The organism is Variovorax atrisoli 110B (assembly GCF_000382045.1).
GTDB classification, from domain to species: Bacteria; Pseudomonadota; Gammaproteobacteria; order Burkholderiales; family Burkholderiaceae_C; genus Variovorax; species Variovorax atrisoli.
On sequence record NZ_KB907455.1, the window covers coordinates 335,891 to 356,302 of the forward strand.

14 protein-coding genes are annotated in these 20,412 nt (G+C 70.3%); all 14 read left to right on the forward strand.

The window, feature by feature from the left end; genetic code table 11:
- Nucleotides 1–29: 29 nt before the first annotated feature.
- Nucleotides 30–1,067: a phosphate/phosphite/phosphonate ABC transporter substrate-binding protein gene (gene phnD / locus G369_RS0119345; RefSeq protein ID WP_019655679.1), complete on the forward strand. Its 1,038-nt coding sequence runs from the start codon at nt 30–32 to the stop codon at nt 1,065–1,067.
- Nucleotides 1,064–2,125, forward strand: coding sequence for a phosphate/phosphite/phosphonate ABC transporter substrate-binding protein (locus tag G369_RS0119350; protein ID WP_019655680.1), 1,062 nt, complete (start codon nt 1,064–1,066; stop codon nt 2,123–2,125). The genes phnD and G369_RS0119350 overlap by 4 nt, the downstream gene beginning before the upstream one ends.
- A gap of 189 nt (nt 2,126–2,314) precedes the next feature.
- Entirely contained in the window at nt 2,315–3,646 is a 1,332-nt protein-coding gene (gene tssK, locus G369_RS0119355) for a type VI secretion system baseplate subunit TssK (RefSeq protein WP_019655681.1), read from the forward strand.
- A 121-nt stretch (nt 3,647–3,767) separates the two neighbouring features.
- Nucleotides 3,768–5,138 (forward strand): DotU family type VI secretion system protein, encoded by a 1,371-nt coding sequence (locus G369_RS0119360; RefSeq protein WP_019655682.1) that lies wholly within the window; start codon nt 3,768–3,770, stop codon nt 5,136–5,138.
- Nucleotides 5,135–8,737, forward strand: a complete 3,603-nt coding sequence (gene tssM, locus G369_RS0119365; protein ID WP_019655683.1) for a type VI secretion system membrane subunit TssM — start codon at nt 5,135–5,137, stop codon at nt 8,735–8,737. Before G369_RS0119360 ends, tssM begins: the two co-directional genes overlap by 4 nt.
- The gene (gene tagF / locus G369_RS0119370) at nt 8,734–9,390 is read left to right on the forward strand and encodes a type VI secretion system-associated protein TagF (protein WP_020723172.1); all 657 of its coding nucleotides are present in this window, start codon (nt 8,734–8,736) and stop codon (nt 9,388–9,390) included. The genes tssM and tagF overlap by 4 nt, the downstream gene beginning before the upstream one ends.
- A gap of 819 nt (nt 9,391–10,209) precedes the next feature.
- Nucleotides 10,210–12,153, forward strand: coding sequence for a serine/threonine-protein kinase (locus G369_RS0119375; RefSeq protein ID WP_019655685.1), 1,944 nt, complete (start codon nt 10,210–10,212; stop codon nt 12,151–12,153).
- A gap of 54 nt (nt 12,154–12,207) precedes the next feature.
- The gene (gene mltA, locus G369_RS0119380; RefSeq protein WP_019655686.1) at nt 12,208–13,860 is read left to right on the forward strand and encodes a murein transglycosylase A; all 1,653 of its coding nucleotides are present in this window, start codon (nt 12,208–12,210) and stop codon (nt 13,858–13,860) included.
- 166 nt (nt 13,861–14,026) lie between these two features.
- Nucleotides 14,027–14,776 carry a hypothetical protein gene (locus G369_RS0119385; protein WP_019655687.1) on the forward strand — a complete coding sequence of 250 codons (750 nt, stop codon included), beginning with the start codon at nt 14,027–14,029 and terminating at the stop codon, nt 14,774–14,776.
- Nucleotides 14,777–14,803: 27 nt separating this feature from the next.
- Nucleotides 14,804–16,012 carry a hypothetical protein gene (locus G369_RS0119390; protein ID WP_019655688.1) on the forward strand — a complete coding sequence of 403 codons (1,209 nt, stop codon included), beginning with the start codon at nt 14,804–14,806 and terminating at the stop codon, nt 16,010–16,012.
- A gap of 370 nt (nt 16,013–16,382) precedes the next feature.
- Nucleotides 16,383–18,374: a caspase family protein gene (locus G369_RS0119395; protein WP_244164354.1), complete on the forward strand. Its 1,992-nt coding sequence runs from the start codon at nt 16,383–16,385 to the stop codon at nt 18,372–18,374.
- A 47-nt stretch (nt 18,375–18,421) separates the two neighbouring features.
- Nucleotides 18,422–18,979 carry a type VI secretion system tube protein Hcp gene (locus G369_RS0119400; protein ID WP_019655689.1) on the forward strand — a complete coding sequence of 186 codons (558 nt, stop codon included), beginning with the start codon at nt 18,422–18,424 and terminating at the stop codon, nt 18,977–18,979.
- 88 nt (nt 18,980–19,067) lie between these two features.
- Entirely contained in the window at nt 19,068–19,907 is an 840-nt protein-coding gene (locus tag G369_RS36050; RefSeq protein WP_019655690.1) for a type VI secretion system accessory protein TagJ, read from the forward strand.
- Nucleotides 19,900–20,412 (forward strand): type VI secretion system baseplate subunit TssE, encoded by a 513-nt coding sequence (gene tssE / locus G369_RS0119410; RefSeq protein WP_019655691.1) that lies wholly within the window; start codon nt 19,900–19,902, stop codon nt 20,410–20,412. The genes G369_RS36050 and tssE overlap by 8 nt, the downstream gene beginning before the upstream one ends.

Genomic DNA, 20,412 nt, shown 5'->3' on the forward strand with positions numbered 1-20,412 from the left:
GCGCCGGCCCTATGTCTTTCGCTTCAGAAATGCTGGCTTCCCTGCGCCGATTCGCCGAGTTCTCAGCCGCCGTGCTCCGCGCGGGCACCCTGGCGCTGCTCACGGCGCTGCCCCTCGCGGCGCCTGCCCAGGTCAATCCGCTGGACGGCCCGGTGCGCTTCGGCATCCTGCCGCTGGGCGGTGCGTTCGAATCGCGCAGCGACTGGGACCCGCTCCTGGCCGAGCTCAGCCGCGCGATCAACCGGCCGGTGAGCGTGCTGTCGGTCAACTCGTACGAGGCGCTGGAGCAGGCCATCCAGCGCGACGAGGTCGACATGGCCTTCCTCTCCGGGAAGATGGCGCTCGATGCCGTCACCCAGCGGCGCATGAAGGTGGTGGCGCAGGTGGTGCGCCATGACGGCCTGCCGGGCTACCGCGCGCTGCTGCTGTCGCGCAAGGCGCCGCCCTTCAATTCGCTGAAGAACCTGCTGGAGCAGCCCGATCGCTGGCGGCTCGCGCGCGGCGAGAAGCAGTCGGTGTCGGGCTTCATCGTGCCGCAGCTGCAGCTCTTCCTGCCGAACCACATCGCGATGGAGACGCGCTTCCGCAGCGAGATCGTGGGTACCCACCAGGCCACCGCTCTGGCCGTGGCCAACAACGAGGCCGACGTGGCCACCAACAACACCGCCGACTTCGAGCGCTTCAAGACGCGCTTTCCGGCCGAGACCGAGCGGCTGCAGGTGCTGTGGGAGTCCGACCTGATCCCGCATGCGCAGATCGTGGTGCGGCGCGAATACACGCCCGAGCTGCGCAAGCGCGTGCAGGCCTTCCTTGTGGCCTACGGGCGCGGCAAGGGCCCGCGCGGCGACGCCGAGCGCGTGGTGCTGAAGTCGCTGCACGACCTGGCCGGCTTCGTGGCGGCCGACAACAGCTCGCTGCAGCCGGCCGCCAAGCTGGCCTACCAGCTCGCGAAGCAGAACGCCATGACCGCGCAGTGGGTGAACGACGCCGCGCGCGAAGCCCGGCTGCAGCGCATCGAGAGCGGCTACGCCGAGCAGGTCAGCGTGCTGAAGGACGTGTCGCCATGACGCTGCGCACCGGGCTGCAGCGCGCGGTGGCTGTTCTGCTGGCCTTCCTCGTCGCGATGCCGGCCGTGGCGCAGCAGGGCACGGCGACAGGAGCCGCGGTGGCGCCTGCCGAGAAGGGCGCGCCGTCGCCCGCCATCCGGATGCTCCGCTTCGGCGTGCTGCCGCTGGGCGGCACCGTCGAGTCGCGCGCGCTGTGGACGCCGCTCATGAACGACCTGGGCCGCGCGCTCGGCATGCCGGTCAGCATGTATTCGGTGCCGACCTACGAAGAGCTCGACCGCGCCATCGGGCGCGACGAGATCGACATGGCCTTCCTCTCCGGAAAGATGGCGCTGGACGCCGTGATGCAGCGTCGCATGAAGGTGGTGGCGCAGATCGCGCGGCACCCCGGCATGCCCGAGCACCGCGCGGTGCTGCTGGTGCGCAAGGCAGGCCCGCTCAACACGCTCGAGGGCCTGCTCGCGCAGCCCGAGAAGTGGCGCCTGGCGCGCGGCGACAGCCGCTCGGTCACCGGCTTCATCGTGCCGCAGAGCCAGCTCTTCCTGCCGAACAACATCGAGATGGAGACGCGCTTTCGCAGCGAGTTCGTCGGCACCCACCAGGCCACCGCGCTGGCCGTGGCCAACGGCGACGCCGACGTGGCGACCAACAACACCACCGACCTGGAGCGCTTCCGCCAGCAGTTCCCCATCGAGGCCGAGCGGCTGAAGGTGATCTGGGAGTCGCAGCCGCCGCCCGGCGCGCAGATGGTGGTGCGGCGCGACTTCCCGCCCGAGTTCCAGGCGCGGCTGCAGAACTTCCTGACCGGCTACGGCAAGGCCAAGGGCACGCGCGGCGACGCCGAGCGCGAGGTGCTCAAGAGCCTGCGCGCGGCCTACGGCTACATCGCCGCCGACGACAGCGCGCTGCTGCCGCAGGCGCAGCTGGAGCGCCAGCTCGGCAGGCAGCACGCCATGGCCGCCGCGTGGGTCAACGAGGCCGCGCGCGAGCAGCGGCTGCAGCGCATCGAGAAGACCTACGCCGAGCAGGTCGAGATGCTGCGGCCCGCCTCCCGCTGAAGCGTCCGTCCTCCGCTGCCCGGCCGCCGGGCCGCCCGCCTGCGCAGGGCGAATCTCTACTCCCTTCGCCGTAGCTCCAGAGCCCCTGCCTAGGCCGTTAGCTAGGCCTTAAGGCGGATTTGCCACCAGCCCCCCGAGCCGGAAACTTCGTGTTTCTTTCAGGCAACCCTTGCCGTTGACGGAGTGCGGATGAGTTGGCGAACAAAAGTGGTCTGGAGCGAGGGGATGCTGTTGCAGCCTCAGCACCTGCAGCAGAGCGAGCGTCATGCCGATCACGCGCGGCACGTGCTGCTGCGTTCCACCACGCCCTACGCCTGGGGCTTCGCCGAGCTGGAGATCGACCCGGCCGCGCTCACGCTGGGCAAGCTGGCGCTGGTGCGCGCGGTGGGCCTGTTCGGCGACGGCACCGTCTTCGACATGCCTGCGGTCGACCCGCTGCCCGAGCCCATCGACATTCCATCCACCATGCGCGACGAGGCCGTGGTGCTCGCGCTGCCGCTGCGCCGCGCGGGCGCGCGCGAGGCCGACGCGGAAGAGTATGAGGAGCTGGTGCGCCACCGCGTGCTCGAGTCGGAGGTGCCCGACTCCAACACCGCCGGCGAGCGCACCGCGATGCTGCAGCTGGGCCAGCTCCACACGCGCCTGATGCGCGCGAGCGAGGCCACCGATGCGTGGACCACTCTCGGCGTGGCCCGCGTGGTCGAGCGCCGCGTCGACAACCAGGTGCAGCTCGATCGCGCGATGCTGCCGCCCCTGCTCGACGTGGCCGGCCATGCCGTCATCCGCGCCTGGCTCGACGAACTGCTGGGCCTGCTGCGCCAGCGTGGCGAGGCTCTGGCCGGCCGGCTCACGCAGGGCGGCACCGGCGGCGTGGCCGAGATCGCCGACTTCATGCTGCTGCAGGCCGTCAACCGCAACGAGGCCGTCTTCGCGCATCTCGCGAAGAGCGCGATGCTGCATCCGCAGCACTTCTTCGAGCATGCGCTGGGCCTGGCGGGCGACCTCGCGAGCTTTCGCGACTCGCGCCGGGTGTCGCGCTTCGGTCCCTACATCCACGACGACCTCGCGATGAGCTTCCGTCCGCTCATGGACGACCTGCGCCGCAGCCTGTCGATGGTGTTCGAGCAGTCGGCCATCCGCATCGACCTGCACGATCGCAAGCACGGTGTGCGCGTGGCGGTGGTCACCGATGTGGAGCTGCAGCGCAAGGCCACCTTCGTGCTCGCGGTGAGCGCGAGCATGCCCAGCGAGGCGCTGCGCGCGCGCTTTCCCACGCAGGTCAAGATCGGGCCGGTCGAGCGCATCCGCGACCTCGTCAACCTCGCGCTGCCGGGCGTCACGCTCACGCCGATGCCGGTGGCGCCGAGGCAGATTCCCTTCCACACGGGCGCCAGCTATTTCGAGCTGGAGACGCGCAACAGCGACCTGTGGCGGCAGCTAGAGCAGTCGGGGGGCATCGCGATGCACATCGCGGGCGATTTCCCCGGGCTCGATCTCCAGTTCTGGGCAATACGAGCATGACCCCCAGTCTTCGCGCACTTCGTGCCGCTACGCCAACCTCCTTCGAGGGGGCAACGCCTGTTGCCCGGCAAAGCCGGTTCCGCGGCATTCCACGAATTGGCGCCGTCAGCGTGGAGCCATCATGAGCACACCTCCCGATCCCTTCGCCGCCTTCGAGTCGGAGCGCACGGTCATCAAGCCCAAGCCGCGCACGCCGGCGGGCACGCCGAGTGCGCCCGCGCCTGCGCCTTTCTTCGGAGGGGCCGATCCGACACCCGCCGCCGACGTTGGTGAACTCGGCCTGCTCAATCCACTGGTGTCGGCCGCCGGCAAGCTGCTGGTGCTGATCGGCAAGCTGCGCAACCTCGCGCAGCCGCCCAACGTGCCGGCGCTGCGTGCATCGACCGCCGATGCGGTCAACCAGTTCGACGCCAGCGCGCGCCGTGCGGGCGTGGGCAACGAGTCGGTGCTGGCCGCGCGCTACGTGCTGTGCACCGCGCTCGACGAGGCCGTGGCCAACACGCCCTGGGGCGTGCAGGCCGGCTGGAACAAGCAGAGCCTGCTGGTGCAGTTCCACAACGAGACCTGGGGCGGCGAGAAGGTCTTCCAGCTGCTGGCCAAGCTCGCTCAGGACGTGCCCACGCACCGCCAGCTGCTGGAGCTGATCTACAGCGTGCTCGCCCTCGGCTTCGAGGGCCGCTACCGCGTGATCGACAACGGCCGCGCGCAGCTCGACTCGGTGCGCCAGCGCCTGGCCGACCTCATCGCGAAGGACCGTCCGCCCGTGGAAGCCGAGCTCTCGCCGCACTGGCGCGGGCAGGGCGCCGGCACGGTGCGGCTGCGCGAGTCGCTGCCGCTTTGGGTGTTCGCAGCGGGCTTCGCGCTGCTGCTGGCGCTCGCATGGTTCGGGCTGCGGCTCACGCTCAACCATCGTTCCGACACCACCTACGCCGCGGTGTCCAGCCTGCGCGCGCCCAACATCCAGATCGCGCCGCCCGCGCTGCCGGCGAAGACGCCGCGCCTCGCGCGCTTCCTCGAGCCCGAGGTGAAGCAGGGCCTGGTGACGGTGACCGACGAGGCCGACCGCAGCGTGGTGCGCCTGCGCGGCGACTCCTTCTTCGGCTCCGGCAGCGCCGACCCGATGCCGCAGTCGCTGCCGGTGCTGCGCCGCATCGGCCAGGCGCTGTCCGAGGTGAAGGGCGAGGTGCTGATCACCGGCCACTCCGACAACCAGCCGATCCGCTCGCTGCGCTATCCGTCCAACTGGCATCTGTCGGCCGCGCGCGCCGATGCGGTGAAGGGCGCGCTCTCCACGCTGGTCGACCCGGCCCGCATGCGTTCCGACGGCAAGGCCGACGCCGAGCCGGTGGCGCCCAACGACACGCCGGCCAACCGCGCGCGCAACCGCCGCGTCGAGATCGTGCTGCTGACGGGCCCCGAGGGCGTCACACCCGCGCCGACTGCTGTCGCGCCGGCCGCCGTTCCTGCTCCGGCCGCGGGAGCGACGAAATGATCAAGAAAATCTTCGGCTTCCTCTTCAGCCCGCTGCTGCTCACGCTGCTGGCGCTGCTCGTCGTCGCGCTGCTGATCTGGTGGATCGGCCCGCTGGTGAAGATCGGCTCGCTCGCGCCGCTGGAGAGCGAGACCACGCGCGCCATCGTCATCGGCGTCATCGTGCTCGTCGTGGTGCTGCGCGCGCTGTACCGCCGCTGGCGCGCCCGCCGCGCGAGCCGGCACCTCACCGACGGCCTCATGAAGGCGCCGGCCGCCAAGGCCGATGCGCCGGTCAACGGCGAGCAGAAGATCCTCGACACGCGCTTCAGCGAGGCCGTTGCCACGCTCAAGCAGATGCGGCTGCATGCCGCCGGCAGGAAGCCGGGCTGGCGCGACTGGCTTTCCATCTCGGGCGGCAGCTATCTCTACGACCTGCCCTGGTACGTGTTCATCGGCGCGCCCGGCGCGGGCAAGACCACCGCGCTGGTCAACTCGGGCCTGAGCTTCCCGCTGGCCGAGAAGTTCGGCCCCGGCGCCATCCGCGGCGTGGGCGGCACGCGCAACTGCGACTGGTGGTTCACCGACGAGGCGGTGCTCATCGACACCGCGGGCCGCTACACCACGCAGGACAGCCACCAGTCGGAAGACAAGAGCGCGTGGGAAGGCTTCCTGGGGCTGCTGAAGAAGGTGCGCCCGCGACGGCCGCTGAATGGCGTGTTCCTCACCGTCAGCGTGGCCGACCTGCTGAGCCAGGGCCCCGAGGCGCGCACGCAGCTCGCGGCATCGATCCGCGCGCGCCTGCTGGAACTCGACGGCAAGCTCACCACGCGGCTGCCGGTGTATGTGCTCGTCACCAAGAGCGACCTGCTCTACGGCTTCACCGACTACTTCGACGACCTCGGCAAGGAGCAGCGCGCGCAGGTCTTCGGCTTCACGCTGCCGGCCGACGAGAACCTGCAGGTGGAGGAGAAGGGACTCTCCGCCGCCTTCAACCGCGAGTTCGCGCTGCTGCACAACCGCGTGAACGACGGCCTCATCGCGCGCATGCAGCGCGAGACCGACGGCAACCGCCGCGCGGCGATCTTCGGCTTTCCCGCGCAGTTCGGCTCCATCGGGCCGCTGCTGTCGGACCTGCTGGAGCAGGTGTTCACCGGCTCGCGCTTCGCGCAGCCGCCGTGGGTGCGCGGCGTGTACTTCACCAGCGGCACGCAGGAAGGCAGTCCCATCGACCGCGTGATGGGCAGCCTGGCGCGCAGCTTCGGCATCGAGCGCGCGATGCTCGCGCCGCAGAAGTCCAGCGGGCGCAGCTATTTCCTCACCTCGCTGCTGCGCGACGTGGTGTTTCCCGAGCAGCGCCTGGCCGGTGCCGACGTGAAGCTGGAGCGCCGCCGCCACACGCTGCGCGTGATCGGCGTGACGGCGATGACGCTGGTCACCGTCGGCCTGCTCGCGGCCTGGGGCTACAGCACGCTGCAGAACATGAACTACCTGAAGTCGGTCGAGGCCCGCGTGGAGCCCGCCCGGCAGAACCTCGCGGCGCTGCCCGCGCGCGTGCAGAACCTGGTGGAAGTCGCGCCGGTGCTGCAGAGCCTGCGCGACATCTGGAAGACGCCCGAGAACCGCCAGGGCGACGAGCCGCTGTCGATGACGCTGGGCCTCTACCAGGGCGACAAGCTCGACGCTGCCGCCATGCTCACGCACCAGCGTGCGCTCAACGACGCCTTCCTGCCGCAGATCGCCAAGCGCATCGAGGACCAGCTGCGCACCGCGCAGAAGGACAACCTCGAGTTCACCTACGAGGCGCTCAAGACCTACCTGATGCTCTACCAGCCCGAGCACTTCGACGCCGAGGCGCTGAAGGCCTGGATCACGCTCGACTGGGCGCGCAACCTCGACCGCGGCATTCCTGAGGACCAGCGCAAGCAGCTGGAAGACCAGCTCGACGTGCTCATCGCACAGGGCCCGCCGCGCTCGCCGCTGAAGATGGACGAGAACCTGGTGCGCAGCGTGCGTGCCGTGCTCGCGAGCTATCCGCTGGAGCAGCGCGTGTTCAGCAGGCTGAAGCGCCAGCGCGCCAGCAAGGACATTCCGGGCTTCAGCGTGGCCGCGGCCACCGGCCCGTCGGGCCCGCTGGTGTTCGAGCGCATCAGCGGCAAGCCGCTGTCCGAGGGCGTGCCGGGCATGTTCACCTACGACGGCTACCACAAGCGCTTCCAGAACGAAGTGGTGGTGCTCACCGGCCTGCTCGCGAACGAAGACCCGTGGGTGCTCGGCCAGGACCGCAACGCCGCCGACCGCCTGCGCGACGCCGCCGCGCTCGGCGCGCTGACCGACCGCGTGCGCCGCCTCTACCTGGAGGAGTACGTCAAGCAATGGGAGGCGCTGCTGGCCGATGTGCGTTTGATCCGCGTGAACGGGCTGGAGAAGAACATCGAGACCGCGCGCATCCTCTCGGGCGTCGATTCGCCGCTCGCGAACTTCCTGCGCGCCGTGGTCAAGCAGACCACGCTGATCCCCGCCGCCGACGCCAACAAGGACGTGGTCAGCAAGGCCACCGAGACCGTGCGCAACACCCGCAAGGGCCTGGAAGACCTGTTCGGCGCCGACCCCGGCCGGCAGGTGGCCCCGGGCAAGCGCATCGAGAGCATCGTGGACGACCGCTTCGAGGCGCTGCGCCGGCTCGTCACCGCGGGCGGCCCCAACCAGCCGGCGCCCATCGACGACGCGCTGAAGCTCTTCAACGAGGTCTACGTGTACCTCAACGCCGTCGACACGGCCGTGAAGGGCCGCACCTCGCCGCCGCCGGGCGACGTGGCCGGCAAGCTCAAGTCCGACGCCGGCCGCCTGCCGGAGCCCGTGCGCTCCATGGTCGAGAACCTGAGCCAGGCCGGCGCCGCGCAGGCGCAGGTGGCCGAGCGCGGCAACCTCAGCCAGGACCTGCGCCCCGTCACCGAGTTCTGCGCGCGTGCTATCGCCGGCCGCTATCCCTTCGTGCAGAGCAGCAAGCGCGACGTGCTGCCCGAGGACTTCGGCCAGATGTTCGGCCCCGGCGGCCTGATGGACGATTTCTTCCAGAAGCGCCTGGCCGCCATCGTCGACACCAGCACGCGTCCGTGGCGCTACAAGCCCGTGGCCGAGCGCGGCGCCATCACCACCCAGGCGATCGCGCAGTTCGAGCGCGCCGCGCGCATCAAGGAGATCTTCTTCCGCGGCGGCGGCCGGGGCCCGTCGATGCGGCTGGACTTCAAGCCGGTGGAGATGGATGCGGGCATCACCCAGTTCATCCTCGACGTCGACGGCCAGCTCGTGAAATACGCGCACGGCCCCGTCGTGCCCATGGCCGTGCAGTGGCCCGGCCCCAAGGGCAGCAACCAGGTGCGCATCCAGGTCAGCCCGCCCTCGACCACCGGCAGCTCCGGCTCCGCGGTGGACGGCCCGTGGGCGCTCTTCCGCACGCTCGACGACGGCCAGCTCGAGGCGGGCGACGCGCCCGAGAAGTTCTTCATCACCTTCCAGGTCGGTGCGCGCAAGACGCGCTTCGAGGTGACGACCAACAGCGTGCAGCACCCGATCCGACTGCGCGAGCTGCGCGAGTTCTCATGTCCGGAGGGGCTGTGAGCGTCGAGTCCTCTTCGTCGTCGCTGCTTGCTCCCGCCGCTGCGCTGCCCGGGTGGTTCGGGAAATTGCCTGGCATGGGGGACTTCGCGCATCGGCGGCTGCCTGAGGCGTTCCGCGCGGTCTGGGACCAGTGGCTGCAGCGCGGGATGTCGCGGCTGCGGGATCGGGCGGATTGGACCGAGCGGTATCTCGAAGCGCCCATCTGGTGCTTTGCGCTGGGGCGGCAGGTTGCTGGCGAGCAGGCGTGGATCGGGGTGCTCATGCCTTCCGTGGATGGGGTGGGGCGGTACTTTCCGTTTGCCATTGCGGTGGAGTTGAGCGCGAACTCGCCCGGGACCCTGCGGGGGGAAGCGCTGGCTGCTGCGCTGGAGTGGTGGGCTCATGCGACGCAGGCTGCGTTGGAGGGGCTTGATGGGGATCTGGATGCGGTGCGGTTTGATGCTGTGTTGCAGAGGTTGTTTTTGGCGGATGTTGTTGCTTCTTCTTCGGTTGGTCGGGAAGGGGTTGTGGAGTCTCTGGAGTTGCCGGTGGCGGGGGCTTCGTTGTGGTTGAGTGATCCTTCTGTTGAGAGTGGGATACGGATGCTCAGTACCGGGTTGCCTCGGGATGAGCAATTTGAAGCTCTGTTTCTGGGCTTTGCCGAGGAGGGGTGAGATGTACGCCTCTTCTTGTTTTGGGTTTCGGAGCCGGGTCTCGCCCCGGCGGGCGACCTACTTTCTTTTGCTTCGCCAAAAGAAAGTAGGCAAAGAAAAGGCGACCCTGCTGTCTGTGTCCCTTCGCTTCGCTACGGGCAACCTGCGGTGCTCGGCGCAGGAGGGGGTCCGCAGAACTCGCTTCGCTCAAACAGCTGCGGCCCTGATCCCTCCTGCGCCTGCGCTCCTCGGCACAGCCAGAAGGGAGTGGGGCGGGCCATCGCTTCGCTCGGCCCTTGGGTTGCCTGGATGGGCCTTTGCTTCGCTCGGCGGGGGAGGGTGGGGCGGGGCTGATGTTGGTCGCGCTAGCGGGTGCTGCGGCATCAGCAGCACCATCGGCATCGACGGCACGAGCGGCACCAACGGGATACACAGGACCGGCAGCACGAGCGGTGCTGACAGCACACGCAATCCAAACCACTGCCCCCCCTCATTCCAAGCACTGCAGGCGCAAAGCGCCCGCAGTGCCTTGGTGGCCGAGCGCAGCGATGGCCCGCAGGTCTGCAATCCCCTCTGGCTGCGCCGAGGAGCGCAGCGTTTCGCGGATCAGGGCTCGCCCTTGTCTGAGCGAAGCGAGTTTGGGCGAGACCCCGCGAAACGCGAGCACCGCAGGTTGCCCCGTAGCGCAGCGAAGGGGTCGCAGACAGCGGGGTCGCCTTTTCTTTGCTTACTTTCTTTTGGCGAAGCAAAAGAAAGTGAGTCGGCCGCCGGGCCGAGACCCGGCCCCGGGAAGCAAACACGACAAGCCACCCAACAAGCAACCAAAGAAGGAGCCAGTCAATGACCGACTCCAACGAAGACGACCGCACCCGCGTAGTCCCCAAATCAACCCCGCCGTCGCAGCCAACGACAACAGGCGACACCTCGGCCACAGTAATCACGGCAGGCGCCCCCACGAGCAGGCCAGGCTCGACCCCGGTAACGAGCCCAGCCACCGGCGCAACGGAGGCAGGCCTCCTCCCCGTAGGCAGCCGCCTGGCCGAATTCGAGATCACAAGAGTCATCGGCCAGGGCGGCTTCGGCGTCGTCTACGAAGCCTGGGACCACACCCTGGAGCGCGTCGTAGCGATCAAGGAATACCTCCCGACTTCGTTGTCGGCAAGGCAGAGCGACGGCACCGTAGTTCCGCTATCGGAAAGACACCGCGAAACCTTCGACCTCGGCATGCGCAGCTTCATCAACGAAGCCCGCCTGCTGGCCCAGTTCGACCACCCGTCGCTGCTGAAGGTCTACCGCTTCTGGCAGGAAAAGGGCACGACCTACATGGTCATGCCCTTCTACCGCGGCGAGACGCTGCGCGAGGCGCTCGTGTCGATTCCCGCGGGCGTCGACGAGGCCTGGCTGATCCGCATCATGGACGGCGTGACGCAGGCGCTCGCGGTGATGCACAACGCCAACTGCTACCACCGAGACATCGCGCCCGACAACATCATCCTGCTCGAAGGCTCGGGCCGGCCGGTGGTGCTGGACTTCGGCGCGGCGCGGCGCGTGATCACCGACAAGACGCAGGCGATCACGGTGATCCTGAAGCCGGGCTACGCGCCGATCGAGCAGTACGCCGAGATGCCCGACATGTCGCAGGGCGCATGGACCGACGTGTACGCGCTCGCGGCGGTGATGCACGTGGCGGTGTGCGGCCGTGCGCCGCCGCCTTCGGTGGCGCGCCTGCTGTCCGACAGCTACGTGCCGCTCGCGGGCAACGAGATCCTGCGCAAGCGCTACAGCCCGCGGCTGCTGGAGGCGATCGATGCGGGGCTGGGCGTGCGGCCCGAGCAGCGGCCGCAGTCGATGGCGGATCTGCGCGCAGCGCTCGACCTGGAAGTGGGGCACAGCATCGCGCCGGTGCCGCGCACGCAGCCGCCTTCGTCCTCGTCGGGCGGACGTACGTCGATGGGCTCGAATGCGGATGCGGCCACGGTCATCGCCGGCAAGCCGGGCGGCGGTGCGAAGGCGCCCGCCGCTGCGCCTGCGCCGGCGGGCAACAAGGGCAACACCGGCAGCGGCGGCGGCAAGACGGCCATCGCCCTGGCCTGCGTCGCCCTGCTTGCGGTGGCGGCCGGCGGCGGATGGTGGTGGTTCCAGGGGCGCGGCGGCGCGGACGACAAGCCGGTGGTCACCAGCACGCCGGCACCGCCTCCCGACACCAAGGTCGCGGAGGCGCCATCGCCGCCGCCGCCTCCACCACCTCCTGCGCCCGCGCCACCTCCCGCGCCGCGCACGCCGGCCGAGTCGCTGCAGTCGCTCGCGACGGGCGCCACGCCGGGCTTCGACGTGACGGCCACGCCTAAGAAGGCCGAGGTCGCGATCGGCAAGGACCGGCTCGCTTTCGAGGTCCGCAGCAAGCGCGAGGGCTTCGTCTACGTGTTCCTGCTCTCGAGCGGCGGCGAGATGTTCCTGCTGTTCCCGAATCTGCTGGACAAGTACAACAAGATCACCGCGGGCGGCACGCTGTCGCTGCCGCGCGCCTCGTGGCCGATGGACGCGGGCGGGCCGGCAGGCGCCGACCAGTTCGCGGTGCTGGTGAGCGAGCACGAGCGCGACTTCAGCGCCGCCGGCGTGCAGAACGACGGCGTGTTCCCCGTGTTCCCGCTGCCCGTTCTCGCCGCGCTGGAGGCCACGCGCGGCACCGGTCCCTCGCCGCTGCTGGGCAAGCCGGTGTGCGCGCCCAACACCCCATGCAACGACGTCTACGGCGTCGGCAATTTCAAAATCGTCGAGAAGTAATCGTCTGCAGAGCGTCGGCCTTCGTGCCGTGACTCTCAGGACAAGGAGGCTTTCATGATGACCGCATCGCAACCGCAGAAGCAGCAGCAACGACAACAACGAGAACAAGAACAACAACAGCCATCCCGGCGGCGCGGCGACCGCTTCGCCCGCGCGCTCCGCTGGAGCGTCGCGGCCGCCATCGCATCGCTGGCCGGTTGCGCCGCGCCTCCGCCGGCCGCCACCGACACCGCTGCCGCCCCCACGCCCGCGAGCACCGACTCCGCAGCGTCGCGCCCGCCTCCCGGCGCGAGCCTGGCCGGCCAGGCCCGCACCTTCTCGACGCAGCTCGCCACCTACACCTCGGTGAGCTTCGACTCGGTGCCGGGATGGTCGCGCGACGACTTCTCGGAGAGCTGGCCCGCCTTCCTCGGCAGCTGCAAGGTGCTGAACGGCCGCGGCGCCGAATGGAGGTCGGTGTGCGACCGCGCGCAGAAGGTCGACGGCAAGAACAACAACGCGATCCGGGGCTTCTTCGAGAGCGAGTTCTCGGCCTACCAGATCCGCGACGACGACCGCCGCCCCGACGGCGTGGTCACCGGCTACTTCGAGCCCGAGATCGCGGGCGCTCGCCAGTACGGCGCACCCTTCATCTACCCGGTGTACGGCCAGCCCGAGGACATGCTCTTCGCCGACGCGCGCAAGCTGCCGCCGGGCAACGGCACCGTGGCGGCCCGCGTCGAAGGCCGCAACGTGGTGGTGCAGACCGGCCTGAGCACGCGCGACATGGGCGCGCCGGGCCTCTATGCGCTGGACCTCTCGGCCATCTCGCGCGACACGCTCGACCGCAAGGTGCGCCTGCGCATCGAGGGCAAGCAGCTGCTGCCGTACTACACGCGCGAGGAGATCGAGACCAAGGGCGCGCCCAACGCCAAGGTGCTGGCCTTCGTGAGCAGCGCCACCGCGCTGTACGAGATGCAGATCCAGGGTTCGGGCCGCATCCGCATGGCCAACGGCGACATCGTGCGCGTGGCCTATGCCGAGCAGAACGGCCAGCCCTTCCGCCCGACGCTCGCGCAGGCCGCCAACGGCAAGCCGCGCAGCCCGGTGAAGGTGCGCGGCTCGTCCATCGAACTGCAGCTCGACGACGGCGACGACGACAGCGACATCGGCGGGGTGGCCGACGGCACCATTCGCACGCGCGGCTTCACGCTCGCGCGGCCGGTGGCCAGCGGGCCGGTGGTGGTGCCGGGGCGGCGTCCGGCGGCCGGCGCGGTGAGCGGCTCGGGCATCAAGGACCCGAGCTACGTGTTCTTCAAGGAATCGCCTTCGCCCGTGGGCGGACCGGTGGGTGCCTTCGGCGTGCCGCTGTCGGCGGGGCGTTCCATCGCCGTCGATCCGCGCAGCACGCCGCTGGGCTATCCGGTGTTCGTCTCCACGCGCACGCCCGGCAGCGGTGCGCCGATGCAGCGCCTGACCATCGCGCAGGACACCGGCGGCGCCATCCGCGGCGCGGTGCGCGCCGACTACTTCTTCGGCAACGGCCAGCAGGCCGCGACCAACGCGCGCCGCATGAAGGAGCGCGGCCAGCTCTGGATATTGCTGCCGCGCGGCCTCGCGGTCGCGCAGGCCGCCGTGTCCTCGACCATCCGCACGCGCGGCGGACCGGTGGGCGCGAACCTGCCGCAGTGCCTGGTGCCTTCGGAGGACACCTGCGTCGACGACTGAAGGATCGAGAGATGCGAGACCCCGGGCCCATGGCCCTCCCGTTGGCCCGCGAAGCGAGGCCCGTTCGGGGAACACCGCGGAACCGGCTCTGCCGGGCCGCCGGTGTTGCCCCCTGCAAGGGGGTTGGCGAAGCGACACGAAGTGCGCGCAGCCTGGGGGTGAGCCCATGATCCAGACGCTGTCGTCCGCGGAGAGCAGCGAGCTCGTTCGCCTGTGGCGGCGGCGCCAGACGCTGTCGCCCGGCGAGATGGGCGACATGTACCGCATCGTCGGCGGGGCGCTGGTGGCCTGCAACCCCCCCGAGCTGCAGGCGCTGGGCGAGGGCCGGCAGGAGCTGGTGGCGCAGTTCATCTACGTGAAGGTGCTGCGGCTTGATGCCGACCCCGACGAGGCCGACGAGCGCGCGGGCCACAGCGCGCCGTCCACCGCCTTCGCGCTGTGTGCCTACTTCCGCCGCTACCTCATCGACTGCACGCGCGCGAGCGCCTTCCGCCGCAAGCTCTCCATCGGCGACCAGATCACCGAGGCGCAGCTGGAGGACGAGATCGGCCCCGACGAAGGCCTCGAAGGCTGCCTCGCCGAGCACGGCCTGAGCATGCAGGCCGTGCAGCAGGCCGCGCGCGAGTTCATCGCCGGGCTGCCCGAGCCCGAGCGGCTGCTGCTGTGCGAGGGCTTCGGCAAGGAGGCCGAAGGCGGGCTCTCGGGCATCGCCTCGCGGCATGCCATCGCCTCCTACCACTACCGCGCGGGCCGACTGGGCCTCGTGCACAAGCGCGAGGGGCTCACGGCGGACTACGCAAAGACCCGGCTCGGCGGCTGGCTGCAGCAGACGCTGGGCATCGCCATCGAGCCCGACAACATGGCGGCGATCCTGCAGGTTTTCAAAATCCTCGGTGCTGAAGCGTCTTACGCCTGAAGACATAGCCATTCAGGAACAGACGCCATGACCCACGACCTCTGGCCCCCGCTCAGCGTGATACGCCACGCGCTGGAAACGACCGGTGCGGCCGCGATGCCGGACGCCGGGCCCGAAGGCGCGCCCGCCACGGCCACCGTGGCCATGCCCGGGTCGCCGCCGGGAACGACTGCCGCGCCCGCCGCCGCAGCAGCAGCGTCCGACCTGCTCCTGCCCCTCACCGAACTGGCCCGGCGCCGCGAGGCGGTCGCCCAGCGCGCCTTCCCGGCCCGCTGGGCGCCGGGCCGCCTCGTCAGCGTGATCTACCGGGGCCGGCTGCTCGGCGTGCTGCTGGACCGGTGCATCCACGACGACCTCTGGCAGGGCTGGATGGCTGCCGGCGAGGCCGACTGGGCCGGTGCCTTCGACGTGCTGCTGGAGCCCGAGGACGAGCCCTTCGAGCCGATGTTCGGCGTGATCCAGACATGGAACGTGATCACGCTCGAACCCAGTCCGCAGCTGTGCGCGCGCGTGCTGGGCGAGATCTCGGCCACGCGGCTCGCGGCCATCCGCGCGGTGCACGACGAATGGGCCGCGCGCGCGGCGCCGGCCATCGCGCCGGAGCCCGGGCGCATCGCGCTGCGAGGCGTGGGCGGCGGCGTCTTCTCGGTGCTGTCGGGCACGCCGCTCGGACCGGAAGACCCGCGCACCGACTACCAGGACCTGTACCGCGACGTCGGGCTGGAGCTAGGCACCGCGCTGACGCGGCCCCAGGCCGGCGAGGTTTCGCCTTCCGCTTCGGCCACTTCCTCTTCGCCTTCACCGCCGCGTGCGCGGCCGCAGCCCGGCCCCGAGGGCGGCTGGTGGGGCAGCATCCGCCGCTGGTTCGGCGCCGAAGGCTGGGCTCGCCCGGCTTTTGCCGTGCTGGCGCTGGTCGTGGTGATCCAGAACGTCGGCCTCATCGGCGGGAGAGATGCGCCCGAGGACGACGAAGTGCGCTTCCGCGCCGTGCCCACGGCGCCCGCGGCCGTGCTGGCCCGCGCCGACCTCGTCGTGCGCTGGAAGCCCGGCGTGCGAATGGACGAGGCCGACCGGCTGCTGCAGTCCATCTCGGCCGACGTGGTGGGCGGGCCGGGCGGCGAAGGTGCATGGCGCCTGCGCGTGCCGGAGCCCGTCGAGGCCCTGGCCGTGCTCGCGGCCTCGCCGCTGGTCGAATCGGCAGGGCCGCTCGGGCCTGCCGGGGAGCAGCGGCCATGACCCGCGGCGCCCGCCCGTCTTCCTCCCTCCCGCTCTGGGGGAGGGCAGGGGTGGGGGCACGCGGCGTATCTATTGGGCGCTCTGCCTGCCCCCATCCCAGCCTTCCCCCGGAGGGGGAAGGAGCAAGGCAAATGCGCTTGCAGCAGTCGCCCCTCGTCGTGCCACTTGGGCTGATCGTGGAGCAGCGGCCATGACCCGCAGCGCCCGCCTGTCTTCCTCCCTCCCCCTCTGGGGGAGGGCAGGGGGTGGGGCACGCGGCGTACGCGTCGGGCGCCCTGCATGTCGCCAGCCCGACCGTCCCCCGGAGTGGAAAGAAGCAAGACAGCAGCGCAGGCTTCCTTCTACGGCGGAAGGCACGAGGCAACTGCGCTTGCTGCAGGCGCTGCTCATCCTGTGGCTGTGCGCTTGCGGCAGCCTCGCCTTCGCCACGCAGCGCGCGCTGCTCGTCGGCGTCTCGGAGCTGGTCAACCAGCCGCAGGCGCTGTGGCTGCAGGCGCCGCGCAACGACGTGATGCTGATGCGCGATGCGCTGCTGAAGCAGGGCTTCGGCTCTTCCGACATCGCCGTGCTCGCCGACGGCGTGAGCGGCGCGGCGCTGCCCGAGTCGCAGGCCATCCACGAGGCGCTGGCGAAGCTGCTCGCGCAGTCCAGAAGCGGCGACTTCGTGCTGCTGTACTTCTCCGGCCACGGCACGCGGCTGCGTGACATCGTCAAGCGCTACCAGGAGCCCGACGGGCTGTCGGAGAACTTCCTCGCGCGCGACGTGCGCGGCACGCTGGGCAGCGACAACGCACTCGCGGGCGACCTGCGCGACGTGGACTTCGATGCGTGGATCCAGTCCTTCCTCGCGAAGAACGTGTTCGTGGCCTCGGTGTTCGACACCTGCTCCGCCAACTCGATGACGCGCGGCACCGCCGATGCGCCGCCCACCGCCGAAGGCCCGCCCGACGACGAAGTGCGCTGGCGCGGATTGCGCGCGACGCAACTCGTCGGCGGCGCGCCACCCGCCCGGCAGCTTTCACCGCCCTTGCCGGCCGAGGCCGTGCCGCGCGCACGCTACGTCGCCTTCTTCGCATCCGAGAGCCACCAGATCACGCCGGAGCTGCGCCTGCCGCGCAAGGCGCGCAACGCCAGGCCGCAGGGACTGCTGACCTGGGCGATGGTCGAGGCCCTCTCCCGAAGACCCGCCACGTGGCGTGAGCTCTTCGACGGCGTGCTCGCGCTGTATCCGCCGGTCATCGACGAGCTGTCGCAGCGCTTCCCCACGCGCGAGCTTCCATCGCCGGTGGCCGAAGGCAACCTCGACGCGCCGCTGTTCGCCAACAGCGGCGCTCCCGCATCCACGCGGCCGGTGTGGCGCGCGCAGCGCAGCGGCGACAGCCTGGCCATCAAGGCCGGCCTGCTCGACGGCCTGGCGCAGCAGCAGGAGCTGCGCGTGCTCGCGACGCTCGACGACGGCACCGTGCGCGGGGCGACCGCCACCGTGGCGCAGATCAAGCTCGGCGGCGCATGGCTCGGCGTGCCCGCCGCGTTGAAGGACGTGCCGGGCAGCGCCTTCTGGAGCGCCACGCCGATGAGCGAGCCGGCTGCCACCGCGCTGCGCGTGCGTGCCGACAAACCGCTGCCCGCCGGCCTCAGCCTCGACTACCCGGCCGCGATCCGTGCGGCCGACGACGCGGCCACCGCCGACGTGCGCTGGACCGACCTCGGCCCCTCGGGCCAGCGCCTCGAACTGCTCGCGCCGCTCTTCGGTGCCAGCGTCTCCGCCGTGGTGCTGCCCGACACCGCCGCACTGCGCCGCCGCCTGCAGGCGCTGGCGCAGCTCAAGTGGCTCTCGCAGCTGCAGGGCTACGGCAAGGACGGCCAGCTCGACGGCTTCGATGCCGCGCTGGAGGTCTGGAGCGGCGAGCGCCTGCTGCGCAGCGTGCCGGTTGCGCAAATGGCCAACGCGCTGCCCGCCGCGCGCGCCGGCGAGCGCGTGCGCCTGAACGTGCGCAACACCAGCGGCCGCTCGCTCGACCTCGTCATCGCCGGCATCGATGCGCGCGGCAACCTGCAGTCGGTGTACCCCGACGAGTCCGGCGAAACCAACCGCTTCAAGCGCGGCACGCTCGAGCAGCCCTCGGTGAAGCGCTTCGACCTGCCCTGGCTCGATGCGGCGGGCGACGCGCGCCTGCTGGTCATGGCCGTGCCCGCCACGCCCTACAGCGCGCCGCGCCTCTTCGGCGTGGGCCAGGCGCAGGCCGACGTGTCGGAAGTGCGCGTGCGCGGCGGGCAGCCGCCGGCCGAGAGCGCCGAGCGCCAGGTGTTCGCGGCCCTGCTGCGCAGGAGCGGCACGGCGGACGCGGGGGCCAGGCCATGAGGTCTTCAGTTCATCTTTTTTGTTCCATCGATTTCCGGAGGTGAGAAATGGCATTCCTAGACGACGGCTCCTGGAGCCCTGAAGACGCCCGCCAGTTCTATGAACTGATCGGCACCGGCTCGTCCGAGACCGACCTGGTCATGCTGATCGAGAACAAGGGCGCGCCCGTCGAAGGCGAGCTGGAGCGCAGCTTCGACGACGGCAAGGCGCGCCTGAGCATCGGCGGCTACTACTGGTCGGTGCAGGTGCCAGAGTCTTCCAGCCAGAACCAGGTGGTGCCCAACAACCTGATCGTCGCGCGCCGCAGCGACGCGGCCACCGCCACCATCGCCAGCCTGCTGCGCGCGCAGGAGAAAGACCTGAAGGTGATGATCAGCGCCTTCAAGTCCGGCGGCGACGAACGCTCGCCCGATGCGCAGTCGACCTTCGAGATGGTGCTGGAGAACGCGCGCATCTGCCGGCTGGTGCTGAGCTCGGGCGGCCACTGGGGCGTGCCCTCGGAGCTGATCTCCATCAGCTACCGAACGGTGAAGGTGCGCTCGGCCCCGCAGAAGACCACCGGCCTGCGCGGCGCGGTGCGCGAATGCCAGTTCACGCGCGCATGAGCCGCCCGTTTCCCCGCCCCTTCCTCCGCCCGCTTGTCCGCACGCCAGTCCGCACGTTCATCAGCCCAGCCCCAAGGAGCCGCACACCATGACCACCGCCGCCGAATTCCTCAAGGCCGCCGACCCTGCAGCCGCGCTCAAGGCACTGAGCGACGACGTGCGCGCCAAGCCCTCGGACAGCAAGCATCGCGTGTTCATGGCGCAGCTGCTGTGCGTGCTGGGGCAGTGGGAGCGCGCGCTCAACCAGCTCACCGTGGCGGCCGAGCTCGACGCGCTGGCCGTGCCCATGAAGCAGGTCTACGGCGAGGCCGTGCGCTGCGAGGGCCTGCGCGCCGAGGTGTTCGCCGGCACGCGCACGCCGATGATCTTCGGCCAGCCCGACGAATGGCTGGCGCTGCTCATCGAGTCGCTGCTGCGCCAGGGCCGCGGCGAGAGCGAGCTGGCCGAAGACCTGCGGCAGCGGGCCTTCGACGGCGCGCCCGCCATCGGCGGCACCATCGACGGCAAGCCCTTCGAGTGGCTGGCCGATGCCGACATGCGCCTGGGCCCGGTGCTCGAGGCCTTCGTCAACGGCAAGTACTACTGGATCCCGTACGCGCGCCTCGCGCACATCAAGATCGAGCCGCCCGAGGACCTGCGCGACTGCGTGTGGATGCCCGCGCACCTGCAGTTCGAGAACGGCGGCGAGACGCTCGCGCTCGTTCCCACGCGCTACGAAGGCACCGAGAAGCAGGAAGACGGCGAACTGCGCCTCGCACGCAAGACCGAGTGGCGCGAACTGCGCCCCGAGGTATGGGCCGGCTATGGCCAGCGCGTGCTCAGCAGCAGCGACGGCAACGAGTACGCGCTGATGGACGTGCGCGAGATCCTGTTCACGCCGGCCGAAGCCGAGACCCAGGTCCCTGCCGAAGGTGCCGTCGATGGCTGAGCTCACCGCGCAGGAGCGGCTGCAGCCTTCGCTGCTCGACCGCCTCGTCGACAACGCGCCCGACGAGAAGCGCGAGAGCGACGACAAGCGCACGCTGACCAAGCAGGCGCTGCGCCAGGCCGTGCTGCGCGACCTGGGCTGGCTCTTCAACGCCACCGGCTACGGCCTCTCGATGGACGACAGGCAGTACCCGAACGCGGCGCGCTCGGTCATCAACTACGGATTGCCTATGCTGTCTGGCCAGTTCACCTCGTCGGTGCAGCGTGTCAGCATGGAACAGGCTTTGAAGAACGCAATCCTGCAGTTCGAGCCGCGCATCCTGTCCCGAACACTCGAAGTCGAACTCATCATGGAGGGCCCGGCACTTGACTCGCACAACAGCATCGGCTTGCAGATCCGCGGCATGCTGTGGGCGCAGCCCGTGCCGCTGGAGTTCCTGATGCGAAGCCGCGTAGACCTGGAAGAAGGTCGCATCGAGATAGTGGACATGGCGCAGAAGTTATGA